Origin of the sequence: Actinomadura meyerae (genome assembly GCF_900188445.1) — a bacterium.
Taxonomy (GTDB): domain Bacteria; phylum Actinomycetota; class Actinomycetes; order Streptosporangiales; family Streptosporangiaceae; genus Spirillospora; species Spirillospora meyerae.
The window spans coordinates 35811-58224 of sequence record NZ_FZOR01000004.1 but is presented as its reverse complement, the minus strand read 5'-3'; the positions used below and the strand labels follow the sequence as shown (position 1 = coordinate 58224).

The following is a 22414-nucleotide window of genomic DNA, read 5'->3' as shown; positions in this document are numbered from 1 at the left end:
CCCTCATCCACCATTCTTCCAGCCATGGCGCATGGCGTTTCCATGGCGAATTCGCCATGCCCGGAAACAGTTCAGGAGACACATGGATTTCAATGGTCAGGTCATCGAGGAGTTCCGCGCCAACGGCGGCCGCGTCGGCGGGATGTTCGAGCACGGGCGGCTGCTCCTGCTGACCACGACCGGGGCCCGGACGGGCCTGCGGCGCACGACACCGCTCGGCTACCTGCCGGACGGGGACGGGCGCGTCCTCGTCATCGCGTCCGCCGGGGGCGCGCCGAGGCACCCGGCGTGGTTCCGCAACCTGGTCGCGAACCCGCGCGTGACGGTCGAGAGCGGCGACTTCACCTACGAGGCGGACGCCGTGGTCCTGGAGGGCGCCGAGCGGGACGCCGCGTTCGCGCGGGCCGCCGAGGCCGACCCCGGATGGGCGGAGTACGAGGCGAAGTCGGGGCGGACGCTGCCCGTCGTCGCCCTCGTCGCGACGGTGGCCGGCCCGCCCGGAGGGCCGGCGTCGCCGAGCGCGATGCTCGTCGCGGTGCACGACGCGTTCCGGCGGGAGCTCCGGCTGATCCGCCGGGAGGTCGCCGGCACCGGAGCGGCCGGGGTCGGGGCGCAGCTGCGGATCAACTGCCTGACGCTGTGCGAGGGCCTCGGCAACCACCACATGGGCGAGGATCAGCAGCTTTTCCCGCTGGTGGCGCGGCGGCACCCGGAGCTGGCGCCGGTGCTGGCGCGGCTCGGCGGCGAGCACGAGGCGATCAAGGGACTCCTGGCGGAGCTGCGCCGCGCCCTCGACGGCGGCGACCCCGGGACGCTCCTCGCCGAGGTCGAGCGGCTCACCGCCGCGCTGGAGGCGCACCTCGACCGGGAGGAGGAGCAGCTCGTCCCGCTGCTCGACACGGCCGGCCTCTAGGGCCGGCGCCGGCCGGAGACCGGCGCCGGTCACTCCGGAGGACGACGCGGTGGGTCACAGGTCCTCCAGGCGGAGGTCGAGGTTGGGGGCGTCGATGCCGCCGTCCACGCGCAGCAGGCTGCCGGTGACGTAGGCGGAGGCGGGTGAGGCGAGGTAGACGACGGCGGCGGCGACGTCCTCGGGGTCGCCGACGCGGCGCAGCGGGGTCATGCGCTCCATCTCGGCGCGCAGCCCGTCGTCGGTCATGACGATGTCGAGCGCGGACGTGGCGACGGAGCCGACGGCGATCGCGTTGACGCGGACGCGCGGGGCCAGGTCGAACGCGGCGAGCCGGGTGTAGTGGGCGAGCGCGGCCTTGGCGCTGCCGTAGGCGAGGTAGCCGCGGCCGGCGATCCGCCCGACGGCGGAGGAGATGTTGACGACGCTGCCGCCCTCCGACTCCAGCAGGTGCGGGACGGCGGCGCGGGTCAGCGCGTGCGCGGTGGCGACGTTGAACCGGAACGCCTTCTCCAGGTGCCGGGGCTCGGTGTCCATGAAGGGCGCGGGCATGGCGCCGCCCATGTTGTTCACCACGATGTCGAGGCGGCCGAACTCCGCCGCGGCGCGTCCGGCGAGGCCGGCGGCGGTCTCGGGGTCGCTCAGGTCGGCCGGGACGACCAGCGCGCGGCGCCCCGCCGCCTCGATCCCGGCGGCGACCTCGCGGAGCTGGTCCTCGGTGCGGGCGGAGATCGCCACATCGGCGCCGGCCTGGGCGAGCGCGAGCGCGGTGGCCGCGCCGATGCCGCGGCCCGCGCCGGTGACGACCGCGGCCCGGCCGTCGATGCGGAACCTGTCCCCGATCACCGGCGTCACCTCCGGGCCGTCGCGTCACTGCGGCCCCAGCCTACGCAGAAAGTAGAACGTGTTTCAATAACTTCCGGTGGCGGGTGCTCGCCCCGTCAGGCGAGGAAGTCGAACTCCGTGCCGGCGCCGGCGGCCCGGGCCGCGCGGTAGGCCGTCCAGCTCAGCGCGAGGTCCTGCCAGGGCAGGCCGACCGGCGCGTACACGGTGACCTCGCCGTTCCTCACCCGGCCGGGCACCTGCCCGCGCAGGAGGTCGCGGAGCGTCCCGGCGGCGTGCTTGACGTCGAGGCCCGCTCCGGCGAGCACGCCCATCTCGACGGCGAGCGGGACGTCGTCGACGACCACCCGGGCGGCCTCCAGCAGGTCGGCGCCCAGCTCGGCCTTGCCGGGCTCGTCCGCGCCGAGCGAGGTGAGGTGGGTGCCGCGCGCCACGTCGGCGGCGTGCAGGATCGGGCGGCGCGCCCAGGTCGCCATGACGACGATCCCGGCGTCGCGGACGGCGTCGCGCGGGTCGGCGGCCACGCCCGCCGGGACGCCGAGCCGGGCGCCGTGCCGCTCGGCGAAGGCGGCGGCACGGCCGGCGTCCAGGTCGCACACCGTCAGGGCGCTCACCTCCCGCAGCTCCCCCAGGCCGCGCATGACCAGCTCGGCCTGCGCGCCCGCGCCGATGACCGCGACGGCCCCGGCCTCCGGGCGGGCCAGCGCGTGGGTGCCGAGCGCGGCGGCGAGGCCGGTGCGCCACGCGGTCACGGTGGCCGAGTCGAGCTGCGCCAGCAGCTCGCCCGTGCCGAGGTCGTGCAGGCAGACGACGCCGCGCAGCGCGGGGCGGCTGCCGGGGAACTTCGCGTTGACCTTCACCGTGTAGGCGGGGATGCCGTCGACCACGCCCGGCAGCAGCGCCGTCGCGGTGCCCTGGCCCGGCAGCCGCGCGATCGTCCGGTGGGCGGCCGTCCCGTCCGCCTCGGCGGTGAAGCCGCGGCGCAGGGCGGCGAGGCACGCGGCGGGGTCGAGCAGCGCCTCGAGGTCGGAACGGGTCAAAAGGAGCGTCACCGGACCATCTTCCCGTCCGCCACCCGGTACCGCTAGCCGGTGGGCACGTTGTAGGACATGAGGGCCGCGGTGCCGCCGGTCACCCGCAGCTCGGTGACGGCGCAGTTGCGGACCTGCGGGAACACCGTCCGGTAGGTGGACGGCGCGATGCCGAGCAGCCCGCACAGGGTCAGCCGCAGCAGCGTGTTGTGCGTCACGACGAGGACCCGCTCGCCGGAGTGCCGGGACGCGATGCGGCGCAGCACCGCCGTCCCGCGCTCCACGGCCTTGCGCGGGTCCTCGGCGCCCGGGAACGCGCCGCGCACCGGGTCGGCGCGGAAGGCGGCCGCCTCGGCGGGCGCCAGCTCGGCGAGGGTGCGGCCCTCGGCGGCGCCGAAGTCGACCTCGGCCAGGTCGCCGTCGATCGCGAGCGCCCGCCCGAGCGCGGCCGCCGCCGGGGCCGCCGTCGCCCGCGCCCGGCGCAGCGGCGACGCCCACACGACGTCCACCCCGGCCCCGGCCGCCCACCGGCCGAGCCGCTCGGCCTGCTCCCGGCCGGTGTCGGTGAGCGCGACGTCGCTGACGCCCGCGTACCGGTTCTCCGCGTGCCATTCGGTCTCGCCGTGCCGGACGAGGTACAAGGTGGTGCTCACGGCCTTCTCCCCCAATGCTCCGCTCTCCCCCATGCCCGCTACCCGTGCTCCCGTGCGTAGGCGGCCGACTCGGAGGGTAGCCAGCCGCGGCGCTCCAGTTCGTCCACGAGCCGCCGGAACGGGACGGCGAACCGCTCGGCCATGCCGGGGCGCGGCTCGACGACCGTGCGGATCCGCACCATCGACTCGGCGACCTCGGCCGGGGAGCGCCCCGGCTCGGTGCCGTAGGCGGCGAGGACCGCCATGCCGAGCGCGGCGTCGGCGTGCTCGGGGATCCGGGCCGGGCGGCCGAGGACGTCCGCGCGCAGCCGGCTCCAGTAGTCGCTGCGCACCGCGCCGCCGGTGAAGGTCACCGGTCCCTCGACGGCGGCGCCGAGGCCGCGCACGTAGGCGAGCGCCAGCCGCTCGACCAGGGCGACGCCCTGGAGCAGCGCCGCGTGCCGGTCGCCCTCGTCGCGGGGCGTGCCGAGCATGAAGCCCGCGGCCTGCGGCGCGAGGAACGGGAACCGCTCGCCCTGCGAGACCAGCGGGTAGGCGACCGCGCTCGACGGCTCGTGGCGCGCGGCGAGGGCGTCCAGCCGGGGCAGGTCCGCGACGCCCGCGAGGACGCCGCCGCCCACGCTGGACGCGCCGCCGGGCAGCCAGGCCCCGTCCGGCGCCCGGTGGCTGTACATCACGCCGGCCGGGTCGCGGACGGGCGCGTCCGACACGCCCTTGAGGACCAGGGTGGTGCCGAGCACCGAGTTCCACCGGCCGACCCGCAGCGCGCCCGAGCCGAGCTGCGCGGCGCAGCCGTCGGTCATGCCCGCGACCACCGGCGTGCCCGCCGCGAGCCCGGTCTCGGCGGCGGCCCGCGCCCCGACCTCGCCGAGGACCGTCCCGGGCCGGACGACCTCGGGGAACAGGGCGGCGGGCAGCCCGAGCCGCTCGTGCAGGTCGCGCGGCCACCGCTCGCCGAGCAGGTCGTAGCCGGTCTTGAGGGCGTGGCTGGAGTCGGTGGCCACCGGCGTCCCGACCAGCCGGGCGGTGACCAGGTCGGCCTGGTGGGCGAGGCGGGCGCCGGCCAGGCCGCCGGGCCGGTCGCGCGCCAGCCAGAGCACCTTCGCCAGCGCCCAGGACGGCTGGACGCGGTGCCCGAGCCGCTCCCACAGCTCCGCCCCGGCCTCCTGCGCGTCGCGGGCCTCCGCGGACGCCCGCGCGTCGTCGTACATGAGGCCGTCGGTCAGCGGGCGCCCGTCCGCGTCGGTGAGGAGCACGGTGCCGGAGGTGGAGCACACCGCCACGCCCCGCACCCGCGCCCGGGCGCGGTCGCGCAGCGCCGCCCGGACGGCCTGGGTGACGGCGGTCCACCAGTCGCCGGGCCGCTGCTCGTGCCGCGCCCCGTCGCGCCGCCCGGCGAGCGGGGCCGACCCGCGGCCGGCCACCCGCCCCTCGGCGGTGACGGCGAGCGCGCGCACCCCCTGGGTTCCGACGTCCACGCCGACCCACACCGGTCCGGACGGGCCACTTCGCACAGCACTCCCCCTATTTTTATCGTTCTGGGATGTTAACTTATAGCGCCAGAGCAGCGTAACAACTGCTTGATATCACTCTGAAGGGCGTCCGGATGCGTCGCGACAGGGTTGACGTGGCGGGTTCCGGTGCGGCAAGCTCATCCGGCCCGAGCTGGTGATTGTTAAGATCACGAGCAGAGATATCGCCCATGCGGGCGGCGGATCGCCGGTCCCCGGCGGGCCGCCGCGAGAGGATCGCGGCATGACGAAGGAGATCAACGGCCGGCGCGGCCCCGACGCGCGCCGTCGGGCCATCGCCGACCATGTGCTGTCCGCGGGCTCGGTCACCGCCGGCGACCTGGCCGAGCGGTTCGGCGTCAGCCTCATGACGATCCACCGCGACCTCGACGACCTGGAGCGGCAGGGCATCGTCCGCAAGTACCGGGGCGGCGTCACCGCGCAGCCCTCCGGGGTGTTCGAGAGCAACGTCGCCTACCGCATGAAGTCGATGCGGCCCGCCAAGGACGCGATCGCCGCCAAGGCCGCCGAACTGGTCGAGCCCGGCATGGCGGTGATGCTCGACGACTCCACCACCACCCTGGCGCTGGCCCGCCGGCTCGGCGGCATCACCCCGCTGACGGTCGTCACCAACTTCCTGGAGACCACCAACCTGCTCGCCCGCGAGCGCGGCATCCGGCTGATGGCGCTCGGCGGGGAGTACGACCCGCTGCACGACTCCTTCCTCGGCGTCCCGTGCGTGGACGCCGTGACGTCGCTGCACGTCGACCTGTGCTTCGTGTCGACGTCCGCGGTCTCCGGCGGGTTCGCCTACCACCAGGAGCAGCACATCGTGTCGGTCAAGCGGGCCATGCTCGACGCCGCCGCGCGCAACGTCCTGCTCGTCGACCACTCCAAGCTCGGCCGCGTCGCGCTGCACCGGGTGGCGCCGCTGTCGGCGTTCGAGCGCGTCATCGTCGACGACGGCGCGAGCGCCGAGGTCCTGCGCGACCTGGACGAGCACAAGGTCGCCTACGAGGTGGCCGCCACCTGACAGCCCCGGGCCCGCCCCGGACACCCGAGACCCCGACGGGAGCGCCCCCCATGAGAGTGACGCGATGAGAGTTCTTGCCGCGGGAGACCGCTTCGTCCTGCCGGACCTGCTGGCCGGCGCGCTGGACGCCGAGCTCGGCCGAGCCGCCGAGGTCCGCCGGCTGGAGCTGCCGTGGCCGGAGGTGCCGTTCGGCCCGGTGGCCGAGGTGGACGAGGCGTCCGGCGACGAGGACACCATGATCGGCGCGCTCGAGGGCATGGACGCCTGCGTCACCCAGATGGCCCCCGTCACCGCGAAGGTCCTCGACAACGCCCCCGGCCTGCGCCTCGTCGCCGTCGCGCGGGGCGGGCCCGTCAACGTCGACCTGGCGGCGGCCACCGCGCGCGGCGTGCGGGTCTGCTACGCGCCGGGCCGCAACGCGACCGCGACCGCCGAGTACACCGTCGGGCTGATGCTCGCCGTGCTGCGCCGCATCCCCGAGACGCACGCCGCGCTGGCGGGCCGCCGCGAATGGGGCGGGCGCTACTACAGCTACGAGGCCACCGGCCTCGAACTGGAGGGGACGCCCGTCGGGCTGATCGGCGGCGGCGCCGTCGGCGGCCGGGTGGCCCGCATCCTGGCGGGCTTCGGCGCCGACGTCCGCGTCTACGACCCGTACCTGCCGGGCGGCGGCGACATCGGGCTGGAGGAACTGCTCCGCCGGTCCCGGGTGGTCTCCCTGCACGCCCGGCTCACCGCGGAGAACCGCGGCATGATCGGCGCCCGCGAGCTGGCGCTGATGCCGCCCGGCTCGGTGCTGGTCAACTGCGCCCGGGGCCCGCTGGTGGACGAGGACGCGCTGTGCGACGCGCTGGAGTCGGGCCACCTCATGGGCGCCGGCCTCGACACCTTCGCCGTCGAGCCGCCGCCCGCCGGGTCGCGCCTGTTCGGCCTGCCGGGCGTCGTGATGACCCCGCACCTCGGCGGCGCGTCCCGCGCGGTCGCCGAGCGGGCGGCCCGCATCGTCGCCGCCGAGGTGGGGCGGCTGCACCGGGGCGAGCCGCTCGCGCACTGCCTCAACCCGGGCTGACCGGGACGCACCGCCCCGGGGCGGCCCCCGCCGCGAGCGGAGGAGCGAGGAGAGGAGGAGGTCGAGGATGTTCGTCGGGATCGACGTCGGCACGTCCGTGGTGAAGGCCGCGGCGTTCGGCGAGGACGGCCGCGCGCTCGCCGTCGAGTCGCGCCCGGCCCGCACGCTGCGCGGCGGCGGCGCCCGGGTCGAGCAGGACACCGAGGAGGTCGTCGCGGCGGCCGCCGAGGTGCTCGGCGCGCTCACCGCGCGGCGGCGGCCCGCGGCGGCCGGCGTGACCGGCCAGGGCGACGGCGTGTGGCTGGTGGACGGGCGGGCCCGGCCGGTCCGCCCCGCGATCTCCTGGATGGACGGCCGCGCCGCCTCGATCGTCACCGAATGGACGGCGAGCGGGGTGGCGGCGGAGGTGTTCTCGCGCACCGGCAACGCGCTGTTCCCCGGCTGCCCGGCCCCGCTGCTGGCCTGGCTGGACCGGCACGAGCCCGCCGCCCTCGACTCCGCCGCCACCGCGGCCTACTGCAAGGACGTCGTCTTCCAGCGGTTCACCGGGGTGCGCGCCACCGACGCGAGCGACGCCTCGGTGCCGTTCCTGGACCCCCGCGCCCGCGACTACGATCCCGGCGCCCTCGCGGCCTGCGGGCTGTCGCACCGGGCGGGCCTGCTCGCTCCGGTCGCCGCGCCGCTGCCGCGGGGCGTCCCCCTCGACGGGGTCCCGCTGCCGACCGGTACGCCGGTCACGTCCGGCCCGTTCGACGTGCCCGCCTGCGCGCTCGGGGCGGGGGTGACCGAGCCCGGCGACGGGCTGCTCATCATCGGCACGACGCTGGCCTGCCTGGCCGTGGTGGACGAACCGGACCTGGACGGCGCGCCGACCGGGTTCCACTTCGCCACCGGCCGCCCGGACCGGTGGCTGCGCGGCATGCCCGCGATGGTCGGCACGGCGGCGCTGGAATGGGTGCTGGCGCGGGTGGGCGCGTCCCACCGCGAGCTGGACGCCCTGCTGGCCGCCTCGCCGCCGGGGGCGCGCGGCGTGCGGGTGCTGCCGTTCTTCTCCCCGTCCGGGGAGCGCGCGCCGTTCGTCGAGCCGGCGGCGCGGGCGGAGATCACCGGGGTGAGCCTGGAGACCACCACCGCCGACCTGGTGCGGGCGACGTGCGAGGGCATCGCCTACGCGGCGCGGCACTGCCTGGAGGCCGCCGGGCTGCGCGGCGCGCTGTCGGTCGCGGGCGGCGGCACCCGCAGCGCGCGCTGGCTGGAGCTGTTCGCCGACGTGCTCGGCCGTCCGCTGCGGGTCGCGGCGGAGGAGGCCGGGGCGCGCGGCGCGGTGCTCGCGGGCGGCCACGGGCTCGACGCGGCGGCGTGGACGCGGCCCGCGTCGGTCCGCGACCCGGACCCGGGCCGGGCCGCGTTCCACGAGGCCGAGTACCGGGACTACCTCGCGCGGGTGCAGACCGCCCGCGAGCGCTGGCGCGCCGGCTTATAACACTCGTTCACGTTGTTATCGCACCCGGATCTACCGCAGGCGCGAGCGGCTCAACTGAGCTGATCATCCCTTGTCGCAAGCGGTTTGACCGTGGCAGACGCCGGAACTCAGCGGGTGCCGCAATGTGATCTACCTGACATCTTGACACCCAATCCCGGTATCTCTACGCTCCATCTCACATCAATAAGTGTTAAATCCGCATGACAACGAAACGAACGGAGGCGAAGGCATGAGCGGCGACCCGACCCCGGCACTCGCGCCCCACGGCCTTCGCTGCGCGCACCTGGCCGAGCCGCTGGGCATCGGCGACCCCGCGCCGCTGCTGGCGTGGCGGCTCTCCTCGTCCCGCCGCGGCGCCGCGCAGGCCCGGTACCGGGTGCGGGTCTGGACCGTCCCCGCCCGCCCCGCGGAGGGCGAGGAGCAGGTGTGGGACACCGGCGAGGTCGCCGACCCGGACGCGGTGTCGGTCCGCTACGCGGGCGCGCCGCTGCGCCCGCGCACCCGCTACCGCTGGGAGGTCGCCGTCACCGGCGCGGACGGCGCGACCGCCGCCGCGGCCTCCTGGTTCGAGACCGGGATGCTCGGCCCGGCGGAGTGGCGGGCGTCCTGGATCACCCACGACACCGGCGACCTCGACGTGGTGGACGCGCCCGAGGAGGGCGAGCTGGCCCTCGCCGACCACGGCCTGCAGCCCGCGATCCGGCTGCGGCGCGCGTTCCGCACCGCCGCCGCGCCCGTCCGCGCGCGCCTCTACGTCACCGCCCGCGGCCTGTACGAGATGCGGCTGAACGGCCGCCGCGCCGGCGACGCCGAGCTCGCGCCGGGCTGGACCGACTACCGCGACCGCGTCGACTACCAGGTGTACGACGTGACCGCGCTCGTCACCGCCGGCGAGAACGTCCTCGCCGGCACGCTCGCGGACGGCTGGTGGAGCGGCTTCGTCGGCTTCGACCCGCGCCGCCTCGGCGCGCACTACGGGGACTTCCCCGAGCTGCTGGCCGAGCTGCACCTCGACTACGCCGACGGCGCCCACGAGGTCGTCGCCACCGGCGGGGACTGGCTCACCCGCCGCTCCCCCGTCCGGTACGCCGACCTGCTGAAGGGCGAGTGCCACGACCTGCGCCGCGAGACCCCCGGCTGGGACCGCCCCGCGTCCGGCGGCACCGCGTCCAGTGGCACCGCGTTCAGTGGCACCGGTTGGCTGCCCGCGCAGGTGACCGGCACCGACCACGGCCTGCTCACCGCCGCGGTGGCGCCGCCGGTCCGCGCCGTCGAGGAACTGCCCGCGCGCGCCGTCACCCGCACCGGCGCCGACCGGCACCTGGTGGACTTCGGCCAGAACTTCGCCGGCCGCGTCCGCCTCCACGCCCGCGGCCTGACCCCGGGCGCGCGTGTGGTGATCCGGCACGCCGAGGCCCTGGACGACGACGGCGGCCTCTACACCGACAACCTGCGCACCGCCGACGCGACCGACGTCCTCATCGCGGGGGACGACCCCGAGGCGGTGTTCGAGCCGCGCTTCACCTACCACGGGTTCCGCTACGCAGAGGTCACCGGACTCGCCGAACTGGACGCCGCCGACATCACCGGCGTCGTCCTGCACAACGACACCCCGTGGGCGGGCGAGTTCGCCTGCTCCGACCCGGACGTCGAGCGCCTGTACCAGGCCATCCGCTGGGGGCAGCGCTCCAACTTCGTCAGCGTCCCCACCGACTGCCCGCAGCGCGACGAGCGGCTCGGCTGGCTCGCCGACGCGCAGGTGTTCCTGCCGACCGCCTGCCTCAACGCCGACGTCGCGGCCTTCTTCGCCGGCTGGCTGCGGGAGGTCCGCGGCGCGCAGTCGCCCGGCGGGGCGTTCCCGAACGTGGCGCCGCGGCTCGCGGGCGTCGCCGACGAGGGCGCGCCCGGCTGGGGCGACGCCGGCGTCATCGTCCCCTGGCACCTGTACCGCGTGTACGGGGACGAGCGCTTCCTCGCCGACAACCTCGACGCGATGCGCGCCTGGGTCGACCACGTCCACCGGCACAACCCGGACCTGGTGTGGCGGCACCGCGTCGGCCCGCACTTCGCCGACTGGCTCGCCCCCGAGCCGACGCCGCGCGAGGTCGTCGCCACCGCCTACTTCGCGCGCAGCGCCGGCCTCACCGCCCGCGCGGCCGGGGTCCTCGGCCGCCGCGACGCCGAGGAGCGGTACGGCGCGCTCGCCCGCGACGTCCGCGCGGCGTTCGCTGAGCACTTCGTCACGCCGGACGGCCGGGTCGCGGGCGACACCCAGACCGGCTACCTGCTGGCGCTGGCGTTCGGCCTGCTGCCGGAGGGCCTGGTGAGGCCCGCCGCCCACCGGCTGGCCGAGCTGGTCGAGGCGGCGGGGCCCGGCATCACCACCGGGTTCCTCGGCGTGGGGCTGCTCGCCCCGGTGCTGGACGAGTGCGGCCGGCCGGACCTCGCGCACGCGCTGCTGCGCCGGACCGACCCGCCGTCCTGGCTGCACCCGCTGCGGCACGGCGCCACCACGATCTGGGAGCGCTGGGACGGCTACACCGAGGAGCGCGGCTTCCAGGCCGCGGCGATGAACTCCTTCAACCACTACGCGCTCGGCTCCATCGGCGAATGGCTCTACCAGGGCGTCGCCGGGCTGGGCCAGGCACCCGGCTCCGCCGGCTACCGCGAGCTGCTGATCCGCCCCCGGCCCGGCGAGCTGGACTGGGCGCGCGCCGCCTACGAGTCGGTGCGCGGCACCGTCCGGACCGCGTGGGCGCGCGCGGACGGCGAGCTGCGGCTGGAGGTCGCCGTGCCGCCGGGGGCCACCGCGATCGTGCACGTGCCCGCCGGCGATCCCGGCGGCGTCCGCGAGGGCGGGGTCCCGGTGGCCGAGGCCGCCGGGGTCGAGGTCCTCGGCACCGAGCCCGGAGCACTCCGCTGCCGGGTGTCCTCGGGGGACTACCGCTTCACCGCCGCGGATCCGGCGGCCGCGCTCCGCGCGGCGGCACCGGCCGCGCACATCCATCGCGGCGCAGGGCCGCGATTCGAGGAGGACACATGACATCGTCTACGGGGCTCAGCCGCCGCGGCTTCCTGGGGCTGACCGGCGGCGTCGCCGCCATGGGCGCGCTGGCGGCCTGCGGCGGGACGTCCGGTTCGGGCGGAGGCGGCGGCTCGCTGCGGCTGGTCGGGGTCGCCGACCAGCAGAAGCCGCTCGACCTGCTGATCAAGGAGTACACCAAGAGCAAGTTCAACGCGTCCTACGCGCCCACCGACCAGGTGCAGACCTCGGTGCGCACCCAGCTCGGCGCGGGCAACGCCCCCGACGTGCACGTGGTGTACCCCGGCAACGGCTCGGCGATGAGCATGGCGCAGATCTCCCAGGCGGGCCTGCTGGCCGACCTGAGCGGCCAGTCGTGGACGCAGCGGATCCCGGCCGGGCTGAAGCCGGCGTTCCAGAACGGTGGCAAGACCTACATCTACTCCGCCGGGTCCAGCGTCATCGGCGCCGTCTACAACAAGAAGGTCTTCCAGGAGGCCGGGGTCGAGCCGCCCACCACCTGGTCGGGGTTCCTGGACGTCTGCGAGAAGATCAAGAAGAAGGGCAAGGTGCCGATCGCGCTGGGCGCGCAGACCCAGTGGGTCACCCAGCTCATCACCTACGCGCTGGTCCCGTCGACCGTGTACGCCGAGAACCCGCAGTTCGACGAGCAGATGAAGGCGGGGTCGGCGAGCTTCGCCGGGTCGGGCTGGGCGGACGCCTTCGAGATGTACCTGGAGCTGCAGAAGCGCGGGTACTTCAACGACAACCCCAACGGCACGACGTTCGAGCAGCAGACCGCCATGGTCGCCACCGGCAAGGCCGCGATGGCGATCCAGGTGTCGGCCGTGCTGCCCGACTTCCGCAAGTCCGCCGCCGACGCCGCCGACCTCGGCATGTTCCCGGTGCCCGGGGCCGACGACGCGGGCCAGGTGTGGATCCCGGCGGGCGTCGTCGTCGGCCTCGGGGTCAGCGCGCGCGGCAAGAACGTGGACGAGGCCAAGGCGTTCATCGAGTTCCTCGGCGAGCAGCGGAACATGAACCGGTGGTCGGAGGCCGTCGCGTGCGTGCCGCTCAGCCGCGACTCCACGTCGAAGATCGACCCGGTGCTGGAGCCGTTCCTGCCGTTCATCGACGGCAACAAGGCCGTGCCGTTCATGGACCAGGCGTGGCCGAACGCCGAGGTCCAGCCCGCCCACTTCGCGGTGGTCCAGGAGCTGCTGGGCGGCAAGACGACGGTGGACGCGGCGCTGAAGAAGCTGGACGAGACCTACCGGAAGAACTGACCCGTGACGTCGACCACTCGCCCCGCCCCGGTGAAGCCGCCCGCGCCGCCCGGCACGGCCGGCCGCCGCCGGCGGCGGGGCGCCCGCTTCCTGTCCCCGCCGTGGTGGTTCGCGGCGCCCGCCCTCGCCGTGTACGCGCTGGTGGTGCTGTACCCGAGCGCCAGCGGCGTCGTGTACGCCTTCACCGACTGGAACGGCCTCGGCGAGCGCGGCTTCAACGGGCTGGACAACTTCACGCGGCTGTTCCGCGACGAGGCCGCGCGCGGCTCCCTGGTCAACACGCTGCTGCTGACCGTGGCGATCGTGTTCGTCCAGAACGGGATCGGGCTGCTGCTCGCGCTCGGCGTGCACGCGCGGATCAAGTCGCGGACCGTGCTGCGCGTGGTGTTCTTCGCCCCGGCCGTGGTCAGCCCGGTGATGGTGGCGTTCCTGTGGAAGTACATCTACAACCCGGCGCCCGGCGCGGGGCTCAACGGCGTCCTCGGCGCGGTCGGGCTCGGCGCCCTGCGGCAGGACTGGCTGGGCGACCCGTCGCTGGCGCTGTGGTCGGTCGCGGGCATGGTGATCTGGCAGTTCGCCGGGTACTCCATGGTGATCTTCCTGGCCGGGCTGGAGGGCGTGCCCGCCGAGCTGCACGAGGCCGCCATGATCGACGGCGCGGGCCGCTTCCAGCGGTTCCGCAACGTGACGTGGCCGATGCTCGCGCCCGCCGTCACGATCAACCTGATGCTGTCGACGATCGGCGGCCTCAAGCTGTTCGACCAGGTCTACGCCGCCACCAGCGGCGGTCCCGGGCACGCCAGCGAGACGCTGTCGACCGTCCTGTACAAGCAGGCGTTCGTCTTCGGCAACTACGGCTACAGCACCTCGATCGCGCTGGTGCTGGCCCTGTTCGTCGCGGCCGTGTCGATGGTGCAGATCCACTACCTGAGGGGCCGGGAGGTGAGCGCGTGAACGTGCGGTACGGGCTGCGGACGTTCGGGCTGGAACTGGTGATGATCGCGGTCGCCGTCGCCTTCCTGTTCCCCGTGTACGCCCTCGTCACGCTGTCGCTCAAGGACCAGCGGGCGGTCGCCGAGTCGCCGCTGTCCCTGCCGTCGGACCCGGCGCTGGACAACTACTCCGCGGCCTGGACGCGCGCGGAGCTCGGCCCGGCGCTGTTCAACAGCACGGTGATCACGGTGGCGAGCCTGGTGGCGCTGATCGCGATCGGCTCGTTCGCCGCCTACTTCCTGTCGCGGCGGGCGTCCCGGCTGGGGTACGGGCTGTACGTGCTGTTCCTGCTCGGCATCGTGCTGCCGTTCCAGCTCGGCATGATCCCGCTGTTCAAGCTGGTGGACGGGGCCGGGCTGCTCGGCTCCTACCCGGCGATGATCATCTTCTACACCGGGATCCAGCTGCCCTTCACGATCTTCCTCTACACGGGGTTCATCCGGGCGCTGCCGGCCGACTACGCGCACGCCGCGCTGATCGACGGCGCCGGCCACGTCCGGGCGTTCACCCGGGTGGTGTTCCCGCTGCTGCGCCCGATCACCGGCACCGTGCTGATCCTCAACGCGGTGTTCATCTGGAACGACTTCTTCACGCCGCTGCTGTACCTCGGCGGCTCGACCCGCGAGACGGTGCCGGTGAAGATCTTCTCCTTCGTCGGCCAGTACGTCTCGGACAACGGGCTCGTGTTCGCCGGCCTGGTGCTGGCCTCGCTGCCGATCCTGGCGGTGTTCCTGGTGCTGCAGCGCTACGTCATCAAGGGCTTCGCGAGCGGGCTGAAGGGATGAGCCCGGTGATCCCCGAGCGGCTCCGGGCGGTGCTGGACGCGCCGCCCCGCGCGTACTCCCCCGCGCCCATCTGGTGGTGGAGCGGCGAGCGGCTCGACCGGCGGCGGCTGCGCGACCAGCTGGAGCGCTTCGCCGCGGGCGGCGTGCACAACCTGGTGATCCTCAACCTGGCGCCGTCCGGCCCGATGTTCGGCTCGGACGCCGACGCGCCCGCGTTCTTCACCGACGCCTGGTGGGAGCTGCTCGACGGGGTGTGCGAGGACGCGGCCCGGCTCGGGACGTCGCTGTGGTTCTACGACCAGCTCGGCTTCTCCGGCGCCGACCTCCAGGCGCGGCTGGTGCGGGAGGTGCCCGAGTTCGCCGGGCGGTGGCTGGAGCCGGACGGCACCACGTCCGTCCGGGGCTTCGACTACCTGTCGGCGCGGGCGTGCGGGATGCTGCTCGACCGCGTCCACGGGGAGTTCGAGCGGCGGCTCGGGCACCGCTTCGGCGGCGTCATCGCCGGGTCCTTCCAGGACGAGCTGCCCGCGCTGCCGACCTGGACCGAGGGGTTCGCGGCGGAGTTCGCGGCGCGCCGCGGCTACGACCTGGCCCCGCACCTGCCGGCGCTGTGGAAGGACGGCGGCGGCGCGGAGGCGGGCGAGGTGCGCCGCGACTACCACCTCACCCGCGCGGAGCTGGCCGAGGAGGCGTTCTTCCGGCCGCTGGCCGAGTGGCACGAGCGGCACGGGCTGCTGCACGGCTGCGACCAGCAGGACCCGGCCCGCGCCGGGCACCCGGTGGACGGCGTGCGGCTGTACGCCGACTACGCCCGCACCCACCGGTGGTTCGGCGCGCCCGGCTCCGACCACCACGGCGACGCCCGGATCCACGCGTCCCTGGCCCACCTCTACGGCCGGGACCGGGTGTGGATCGAGGCGTTCCACTCCAGCGGGTGGGGCGGGACGCTGGAGGAGACCTTCGACTGGCTGCTGCCGTGGCTGCGCGCGGGCGCGACCCTCTACAACCCGCACGCCGTCTACTACTCGACCAAGGCGGGCTGGTGGGAGTGGGCGCCGCCCTCGACCGACTGGCGGCAGCCCTACTGGCGGCACCACCGGGTCTTCGCCGACGCGGTCGCGCGGCTGTGCGCGGCCCTGTCGCTGGGCCGCCACGTCTGCGACGTGGCCGTGCTGTTCCCGACCGCGACCGCTCAGGCGGGCGCGCGGCTCGACGGCGCCGACGACTCCGCCGCGCTCGCCCAGGAGACGTACCGGGCGCTGACCGGCGACATGGCGTGGTTCCGGATGGTGCCCGGCGCCCTCGACCGGCTCCGCGTGGACGCCGACGTCATCGACGACGACTCCGTCCGGCGCGCCGTCGTCGCGGACGGCCGGCTGAACGTCGCGGACGAGTCCTACGGGACGGTCCTGCTCCCCGCCTGCACCGTCCTCGAAGGGGAGACCGCCCGGCGGCTGGTCGCGCTGATCGAGGCGGGCGGCCGGGTGGTGGCCGTCGGCCCGCCGCCCCGGCACGGGGTCGGCGACCCGGCGGCCGGCGAGGCCGTCGCCCGGCTGGCCGCGCTGCTGGAGACCGTGCCGGACGCCGGCGCGCTCGGCCCGGTGCTGGAGCCCGCGCGGCGCGTCGAGGCGCCGGTCCCCGCCCTGGTCCGCGAGGTCGACGGCGCGACGGTGGTATTCCTGACGGCGGCGGAGTCGATGGCGTCCCGCGTCTCGGTCGGCCGCCCCGACGAGCGCGGCATCGACCTCGGCTGGCTGGACGTCGCCTACGACTTCGACCCGGGCCGCTACCACCGCGACATGCCGGTCCGGGTGCGCGGCGTCTCGGGCCCCGCGTACCTGGTGAGCCCGTTCGGCGGCCCGCCCCGGGAGCTGCCCGCGACCTCGGCGGGCCCGGACACGCGGGTCGTCGTGCCGTTCGACGACGGGCCCGCCGCGCTGCTGGTGTTCCCGGGCACGGCCCGTCCGCAGGATGCGCCGCCGGCGGCGCCGGCCGTCCCGCGCCGTCCCGCGACCGAGCAGGACCTGGGCCGCACCTGGGACATGGACCTGGTGCCGACGCTCGACAACACCTGGGGCGACTTCGCCCGTCCCGCCGGTGAGATGCCGCCCGTGGAGCGCTGGCGGCTCTGGCACCGGGCGGACGACGACCCCGGCTGGGCTCCGGCACACGCGACGTTCGGCCCGCACGCGCGCTGGTCGTCCGGTGGCGAGTGGCGTCCCGCCGTCTACTCCGACACGCGCGGCATCCGCAAGGATGCCGTCCACCGGCCGGTGCTCGGCCCGAAGGGGCACGTGCCCGAGGAGTTCCTCGACTTCGGCGACGCGGCGGCCGGGCAGGAGATCGTCCTGCGCACCCGCGCGACCGTGCCCGCCCCGGGCGGCTTCCCCGTGCTCGGCTTCGCCGCCGCCAAGACGCTCCTGGTCGGCGGAGCCGAGGTCCCGATCGACGACCGCGGCTACCTCGCGGTGGCCGCCGACCCGCTCCCGCCGGGCGAGCACCTGCTGGAGGTCCGGCTGGTCCCCGACGAGGACGTGCGGCTGCGCGGGCACCTGTCCGTCGCGACCGCCCCGGCGCGCTGCGCCCGGCCCGAGTGGATCACCGCGGGCGGGACCGCGCGTCCCGGCGCGCGGGTCGTCTTCGCCGCCGAATTGCCGGACGGCACCGGCCCGGCGGTCCTCCAGGTGGCGTCGGCGTCACCGTGCCGCGTGCTGCTCGACGGGGCGGAGATCGGCCGGCAGGGCGGTTTCGACCCCTACGCCGAGCAGGCGGCGCCCCGCGTCGCCCGCTACGACCTGCCGGACGCGCCCGGCGCCCGCCTCACCCTCGTCCTCACCGAGGGCGGGAGCGCGGCGGCGGTCCTGGTGGACGGCCCGGTCGTGTCCGGCACCGCCGGATGGACCGCGACCCGTGACGGCGCCGCGGCGCCGGTCGTGCCCAGGCGGGCGCAGACCGGCGACCCCGCCGCCTTCCACCTGCGGCGCCGCCCGCACCCGCTGCCCGGCGCGCACTGGCTGGAGGACGACGACTCCGACGGCACCGTCCTGCCCGTGGGCTTCGCCGACCCCGACGCCGCGCCGAGGGCGGAGCGGCTGCGCTTCGCCGTGCCGCCGGGCGCGACGCGGATGCGCTTCACCGCGCGGGCGGAGGTCACCGCCGTCCTCCTCGACGGCGTCCCGCTCCCGGCCGCGCACGGCGGCACCGGGCGGTTCGACCTCGAACTCCCGGGCGGCGCGCGGCCGGCCCGGACCGCCGAACTGCGGCTGCGGACCCGCCCGGAGCACCGCGAGGGCGCGGCGCTCGCCGGACCGGTCGCGTTCACCGCCGGGACGGGCACGATCGAGCTGGGCGACTGGGAGGACGCGGGCCTCGCCGGGTACAGCGGCGGCGTCCGCCACCGGCGCGTCCTGGACCTGCCGGCGCCGCCCGGCGCGGCCGAACTCGACCTCGGCCGGGTCCGCGGCACCGCCGAGGTCACGGTGAACGGGCGCGCGGCGGGCGTGCGGATCTGCTCCCCGTACGTCTTCGACCTGGGCACCGCGCTGCGCGCCGGACGCAACGAGGTCGAGGTCACCGTCTACGGCACCCTCGCCCCGCTCCTGGACGAGACGAGCCCCACCCACTTCGTCTTCCCCGGCCAGCGCGCGTCCGGGCTGTTCGGCCCGGTCGTCCTCAGGACCTTCTCCGGCTGACCCGGTCCCGGCGGCCCGCTAGCGGTGCCACTGGCGCTGGGCCACCAGGGCGTCCCAGTCGTTGAGCCAGTCGCGGCCCTGCTCGTCGATGAACGAGCCCGGCGGCGGGGTGATGCCGTGCTCGCGCAGCCACGCGCCGGGGCGCCGCATCGCGGGGCGCATCCGGCCGTCGCTCGGCATGAGCTGCGGCTGGATCGGCGCCGGCATCGGCGGCGAGTACGGCTCGGCGGCGACGTCGGCGACGTCCTTCTCCTCCGCCATCCCGATGGGACCCTCGCGGCGCGCGTTGAAGAACTGGTGGACCGCCGGGTGCGTGCTCGACAGCACCATCTCGCGCGGCCCGAACATGACCAGGCCGCGGCGGAAGAGCAGGCCGAGGTTGTCCGGCAGGACGCGGGCGGTGCCGATGTCGTGGGTGACGATGAGGAAGGTGGCGCCGAGCTCGGCGTTGAGGTCGACGAACAGCTGGTTGAGGTAGGCGGTGCGGACGGGGTCGAGGCCGGAGTCCGGCTCGTCCGCCAGGATGATCTGCGGGTCGAGGACGAGGGCGCGGGCGAGCCCGGCGCGCTTCTTCATGCCGCCGGAGATCTCGCCGGGCAGCTTGGCCTCCGACCCGGTGAGGCCCACCATGTCCATCTTCTCCAGCACGATGCGGCGGATCTCCGACTCGCCCTTCTTGGTGTGCTCGCGCAGCGGGAAGGCGATGTTGTCGTAGATGTTCATCGAGCCGAACAGGGCGCCGTCCTGGAAGAGCACGCCGAACTGGCGGCGCATCTCGTAGAGCTCGTGCTCGCGCAGCCGCGGCACGTCGCCGCCGCCGACGTAGACGTGGCCGCGGTCGGGGCGCAGCAGCCCGACGAGGTTCTTCAGGAACACCGACTTGCCGGTGCCGGACGGCCCGAGGAGCGCGGAGATCTCGCCCGCCGGGATCGTGAACGACACGTCCTCCCAGATGACCTGCCGGCCGAACGACTTGCGCAGCCCTTCCACCCGGATCTCGACACCCATGGGGCACTCCCGTGCCGGGGAACCGGGGGCGGGGGATCCGCGTCGTCGGCCCGATCCCCCGTCATCCCGACTGTACGTGCGGAACGCCGCGCCGGGGAGGCCCAGAGCGGCGGCCCGTCCCGAAACATAATCGCGTTCGGTTTCGGGGGACGCGTGCGGACGTTGCCCGACTGACCACGCGCACGCCACCAGGGTGACAACGCGCGCGGTTGTAATTAGTCACCTTCTGCGTCTTTCGTCCGCCTTGACGGTCTTACACCATGTCCAACACCTCCGGCGCACCACAAGGGTGCGCCAAACCCCCCGCTGGAGGCACAGTGAACAACCGTCACAGGCGCGTCACCGCCGCCGCCGTCACCACGGCCGCGGCCGGCATGGTGGCCGCCACCCTCGCGGCCGCTCCCGCCGCGTCCGCCAGCCCCGCCGCGCCCGCCGCTCCCCCGGCGCCCGGCACGCTGGCCGCCTCGCTCGCGCACCAGCTCGGCGCCCAGTCCGCCGGCTCCTACGTCAAGGGCGGCAAGCTGGTCGTCACGGTCACGACCGCGCAGGCCGCGCAGTCCGTCCGCGCCGCGGGCGCGGTGCCGCAGACCGTGGCGCGCAGCGGCACCGACCTGGGCGAGGTCATGGCGGCGCTCAAGCGCGACGCGACCGTCCCGGGCACCGCCTGGGCCGTCGAGCCGGCGTCCAACCAGGTCGTCCTCAGCATCGACAGCACGGTCACGGGCGCGAAGCTCGCCAAGGTGAAGGCCGCCGCCGCCAAGCAGGGCGCGGCCGTCCGCACCGAGCGGGTCGCCGGGAAGTTCCAGAAGTTCACCCGCGGCGGCGAGGCCATCTACACCGGCGGCGCGCGCTGCTCGCTGGGCTTCAACGTCCGGTCCGGCAGCACGTACTACTTCGTCACCGCCGGGCACTGCACCAACATCGGCACGACCTGGACCGACAGCTCGGGCCGGACGCTGGGCCGCACCGTGGCCAGCAGCTTCCCGGGCAACGACTACGGGGTCGTGCAGTACACCTCGACGCCGACCGACACCCAGGGCACCGTCAGCCTCTACGGCTCCGGCACCCGCGACATCACCAGCGCCGGCAACGCCGCGGTGGGGCAGACCGTGTACCGCAGCGGCAGCACCACCGGCCTGCGCAGCGGGCGGGTCACCGCCCTCAACCAGACGGTGAACTACCAGGAGGGCAGCGTCAGCGGCCTCATCCGGACCACCGTGTGCGCCGAGCCCGGCGACAGCGGCGGCTCCCTGTTCTCCGGGTCCACCGCGCTCGGCCTGACCTCCGGCGGCAGCGGCAACTGCTCCGTCGGCGGGACGACCTTCTTCCAGCCGGTCACCGAGCCGCTCAGCCGCTACGGCCTGAGCGTCTACTGATCCCGCGGCTCCCGTGAGAGGGCGGGCCGTCCCCACCCGGACTCCGTGGGGGCGGCCCGTCCGCCGTGTCCCGGCCATACCTGCCCGGTCCGCCGTGTCCCGCCCGCAGTGTCCGGGCCTCAGCCCGCGGGCACCTCCAGGGCCCGCAGCACCTCGGCGATGACGGCGGACTGCTGGTCGGCCAGGTAGAAGTGGCCGCCCGGCAGCACCTTCAACTCGAAGCGCCCGCCGGTGGCCCGCGCCCAGCCCCGCGCCTGCTCCGGCGAGACGTGCGCGTCGGAGTCCCCGACGAGCGCGGTGACCGGGACCGTGAGCCGCGTCCCCGGCCGGTGCGCGTAGTCCTCGATCAGCGCGAAGTCGTTGCGCACGTACGGCAGCACCAGCTCGCGGAGCTCCGGGTCCTGCAGCGCCTCGGCGTCGGTGCCGCCCAGCTCGACCATCTCGGCGACCACGCCGTCGTCGTCGAGGCCGGACACGCGGCGGCCGTCGCCGCGGTCGTCCGGCGGGCGCGCACCGGACGCGAACAGGTGCACCGGCGCGCTGCCGCGCTCCTGGAGCAGCCGCGCCACCTCGTAGGCCAGCACGGCGCCCATGCTGTGCCCGAACAGCGCGGCGGGCCGGTCCATCAGCGGCGCCATCGCGCCCGCGATCAGGCGGGCGAGCTGGTGCGCGTCGGTGACGAGCGCGTCCCCCATCCGGTCGGCCCGGCCCGGGTACTGCACGGCGTGCACCTCGACGGCCGGGCTGACCTCCTTGGCCCACGGCCGGTAGAACACCGCCGACCCGCCGGCGTGCGGCAGGCAGAACAGCCGCATCGACGCCCACGGCCGCGTCTCGGCGCAGCGGAACCAGGTCACGTGATCAACTCCTCCTCCTCGTGCCGCCGGGTGGCCGTCCGGGGGTCGTGCGGCAGCGGCCACGGCGCGATCCGCGGATCCGGCACGAGCTTGGGCGCGGTGGTCTCCGCCGCCACCTTAAAGCCCCGGCGCCGGTAGTTCGCGATCGCGTTCGGGTGGTCGAGGCTGCTGGTGCGCAGCCACACCCGCGCGGCGGGGCCCGCGTGCCGCGCCCACAGCTCGCCGCGCTGCCAGGCGCGGCGGGTGCACTGCTCCACGAGGTAGCCGCCGTAGCCGCGGCCGACGAACGCGGGGGTGAGGCCGACCAGGTGGATCTCGGTGTCGCCGTCCGGCTGCGCCTCGATCTCGAAGAAGCCCGCGATGGTCCCCTCGGCCATCGCGATCCACGTGGACAGCTCGGGCCGCTCCACCCAGTCGCGCCACCGCTCGTAGGACCACGGGAAGCGGTCCGTCCAGCACACGCGGGCGCCGACCGCCGCGTACAGGGCGCGGTTGACGTCCGCGGACGGCACCGCGGCCAGCGTGAACGTCATCTCGACACCGGGCAGCGGCGCGGGGCGCAGGTCGGCCGCGTCCCGCATCTCCATGGTCCATTCGGTGACCGAGGCGACCCGCAGTTCCGCGCCGTCCGGCGGCGGCCCTCCGGCCCGGTCACTCACCCATGGCCTCGATCAGGCTCTTCGGCCGCATGTCCGTCCAGTTCTCGGTGATGTAGTCCAGGCACGCCTGCCGGGTGTCGGCGTCCTTGGCCACGGTCCAGCCGGCGGGGACGTCGGCGAAGGACGGCCACAGCGAGTGCTGGCCCTCGCCGTTGACGAGCACGAGGTAGGTGCCGTCCGGGTCCTCGAAGGGATTCGACATG

Annotated in this window: 18 protein-coding genes; 10 read left to right on the top strand and 8 right to left on the bottom strand. The window is 75.2% G+C overall.

Annotated elements, in window-relative coordinates; genetic code table 11:
- The first annotated feature begins 82 nt into the window (after nt 1-82).
- Entirely contained in the window at nt 83-913 is an 831-nt protein-coding gene (locus CHF16_RS06220) for a nitroreductase/quinone reductase family protein (protein ID WP_089324947.1), read from the top strand.
- Nucleotides 914-967: 54 nt separating this feature from the next.
- Here the strand turns inward: CHF16_RS06220 and CHF16_RS06215 are convergent, their stop codons facing one another.
- From CHF16_RS06215 to CHF16_RS06200, 4 genes are all read right to left on the bottom strand, one after another.
- Nucleotides 968-1756: an SDR family oxidoreductase gene (locus CHF16_RS06215; RefSeq protein WP_089324946.1), complete on the bottom strand. Its 789-nt coding sequence runs from the start codon at nt 1754-1756 to the stop codon at nt 968-970.
- 95 nt (nt 1757-1851) lie between these two features.
- Nucleotides 1852-2805 carry an ornithine cyclodeaminase family protein gene (locus tag CHF16_RS06210; protein ID WP_089324945.1) on the bottom strand — a complete coding sequence of 318 codons (954 nt, stop codon included), beginning with the start codon at nt 2803-2805 and terminating at the stop codon, nt 1852-1854.
- Between the two features lie 32 nt (nt 2806-2837).
- Nucleotides 2838-3437 carry a histidine phosphatase family protein gene (locus tag CHF16_RS06205; protein WP_089324944.1) on the bottom strand — a complete coding sequence of 200 codons (600 nt, stop codon included), beginning with the start codon at nt 3435-3437 and terminating at the stop codon, nt 2838-2840.
- Between the two features lie 38 nt (nt 3438-3475).
- Nucleotides 3476-4915, bottom strand: a complete 1440-nt coding sequence (locus CHF16_RS06200) for an FGGY-family carbohydrate kinase (RefSeq protein ID WP_245868256.1) — start codon at nt 4913-4915, stop codon at nt 3476-3478.
- Nucleotides 4916-5192: 277 nt separating this feature from the next.
- Between CHF16_RS06200 and CHF16_RS06195 the strand changes: the two genes are divergently transcribed.
- The 8 genes from CHF16_RS06195 to CHF16_RS06160 all read left to right on the top strand — a co-directional run bounded on the left by CHF16_RS06195 (nt 5193) and on the right by CHF16_RS06160 (nt 18311).
- Nucleotides 5193-5981: a DeoR/GlpR family DNA-binding transcription regulator gene (locus CHF16_RS06195; protein WP_089324942.1), complete on the top strand. Its 789-nt coding sequence runs from the start codon at nt 5193-5195 to the stop codon at nt 5979-5981.
- A 64-nt stretch (nt 5982-6045) separates the two neighbouring features.
- Entirely contained in the window at nt 6046-7050 is a 1005-nt protein-coding gene (locus CHF16_RS06190) for a 2-hydroxyacid dehydrogenase (protein WP_089324941.1), read from the top strand.
- A gap of 67 nt (nt 7051-7117) precedes the next feature.
- Nucleotides 7118-8533, top strand: a complete 1416-nt coding sequence (locus CHF16_RS06185) for an FGGY family carbohydrate kinase (RefSeq protein ID WP_089324940.1) — start codon at nt 7118-7120, stop codon at nt 8531-8533.
- 229 nt (nt 8534-8762) lie between these two features.
- The gene (locus CHF16_RS06180) at nt 8763-11576 is read left to right on the top strand and encodes an alpha-L-rhamnosidase (RefSeq protein ID WP_089324939.1); all 2814 of its coding nucleotides are present in this window, start codon (nt 8763-8765) and stop codon (nt 11574-11576) included.
- Nucleotides 11573-12841: an ABC transporter substrate-binding protein gene (locus CHF16_RS06175; protein WP_089324938.1), complete on the top strand. Its 1269-nt coding sequence runs from the start codon at nt 11573-11575 to the stop codon at nt 12839-12841. Before CHF16_RS06180 ends, CHF16_RS06175 begins: the two co-directional genes overlap by 4 nt.
- A gap of 3 nt (nt 12842-12844) precedes the next feature.
- Nucleotides 12845-13795: a carbohydrate ABC transporter permease gene (locus CHF16_RS06170; RefSeq protein WP_245868255.1), complete on the top strand. Its 951-nt coding sequence runs from the start codon at nt 12845-12847 to the stop codon at nt 13793-13795.
- On the top strand, nt 13792-14619 hold the full coding sequence (locus tag CHF16_RS06165; protein ID WP_245868254.1) for a carbohydrate ABC transporter permease: 828 nt from the start codon (nt 13792-13794) through the stop codon (nt 14617-14619). Before CHF16_RS06170 ends, CHF16_RS06165 begins: the two co-directional genes overlap by 4 nt.
- Nucleotides 14616-18311 (top strand): glycosyl hydrolase, encoded by a 3696-nt coding sequence (locus tag CHF16_RS06160; protein WP_089324936.1) that lies wholly within the window; start codon nt 14616-14618, stop codon nt 18309-18311. Before CHF16_RS06165 ends, CHF16_RS06160 begins: the two co-directional genes overlap by 4 nt.
- A gap of 18 nt (nt 18312-18329) precedes the next feature.
- Here the strand turns inward: CHF16_RS06160 and CHF16_RS06155 are convergent, their stop codons facing one another.
- Complete coding sequence (locus CHF16_RS06155; RefSeq protein WP_089324935.1) at nt 18330-19319, bottom strand: ABC transporter ATP-binding protein; 990 nt, start codon at nt 19317-19319, stop codon at nt 18330-18332.
- A 317-nt stretch (nt 19320-19636) separates the two neighbouring features.
- Between CHF16_RS06155 and CHF16_RS06150 the strand changes: the two genes are divergently transcribed.
- Nucleotides 19637-20695: a S1 family peptidase gene (locus CHF16_RS06150; RefSeq protein WP_245868253.1), complete on the top strand. Its 1059-nt coding sequence runs from the start codon at nt 19637-19639 to the stop codon at nt 20693-20695.
- Between the two features lie 119 nt (nt 20696-20814).
- Here the strand turns inward: CHF16_RS06150 and CHF16_RS06145 are convergent, their stop codons facing one another.
- The 3 genes from CHF16_RS06145 to CHF16_RS06135 are packed head-to-tail and all read right to left on the bottom strand — an operon-like array spanning nt 20815 to nt 22413.
- The gene (locus CHF16_RS06145) at nt 20815-21552 is read right to left on the bottom strand and encodes a thioesterase II family protein (RefSeq protein ID WP_179271409.1); all 738 of its coding nucleotides are present in this window, start codon (nt 21550-21552) and stop codon (nt 20815-20817) included.
- Entirely contained in the window at nt 21549-22211 is a 663-nt protein-coding gene (locus CHF16_RS06140; protein ID WP_245868252.1) for a GNAT family N-acetyltransferase, read from the bottom strand. Before CHF16_RS06140 ends, CHF16_RS06145 begins: the two co-directional genes overlap by 4 nt.
- A complete protein-coding gene (locus CHF16_RS06135; protein WP_089324933.1) occupies nt 22204-22413 on the bottom strand; it encodes an MbtH family protein in 210 nt (69 codons plus the stop codon). Before CHF16_RS06135 ends, CHF16_RS06140 begins: the two co-directional genes overlap by 8 nt.
- Between the last annotated feature and the right edge of the window lies 1 nt (nt 22414).

What these genes read in the sequence shown, in the direction of transcription:
- CHF16_RS06195 (WP_089324942.1), top strand. Translation starts at nt 5,193, where the DNA reads ATGACGAAGGAGATCAACGGCCGGCGCGGCCCCGACGCGCGCCGTCGG.
- CHF16_RS06155 (WP_089324935.1), bottom strand. Translation starts at nt 19,319, where the DNA reads ATGGGTGTCGAGATCCGGGTGGAAGGGCTGCGCAAGTCGTTCGGCCGG.
- CHF16_RS06220 (WP_089324947.1), top strand. Translation starts at nt 83, where the DNA reads ATGGATTTCAATGGTCAGGTCATCGAGGAGTTCCGCGCCAACGGCGGC.
- CHF16_RS06185 (WP_089324940.1), top strand. Translation starts at nt 7,118, where the DNA reads ATGTTCGTCGGGATCGACGTCGGCACGTCCGTGGTGAAGGCCGCGGCG.
- CHF16_RS06160 (WP_089324936.1), top strand. Translation starts at nt 14,616, where the DNA reads ATGAGCCCGGTGATCCCCGAGCGGCTCCGGGCGGTGCTGGACGCGCCG.
- CHF16_RS06135 (WP_089324933.1), bottom strand. Translation starts at nt 22,413, where the DNA reads ATGTCGAATCCCTTCGAGGACCCGGACGGCACCTACCTCGTGCTCGTC.
- CHF16_RS06175 (WP_089324938.1), top strand. Translation starts at nt 11,573, where the DNA reads ATGACATCGTCTACGGGGCTCAGCCGCCGCGGCTTCCTGGGGCTGACC.
- CHF16_RS06190 (WP_089324941.1), top strand. Translation starts at nt 6,046, where the DNA reads ATGAGAGTTCTTGCCGCGGGAGACCGCTTCGTCCTGCCGGACCTGCTG.
- CHF16_RS06180 (WP_089324939.1), top strand. Translation starts at nt 8,763, where the DNA reads ATGAGCGGCGACCCGACCCCGGCACTCGCGCCCCACGGCCTTCGCTGC.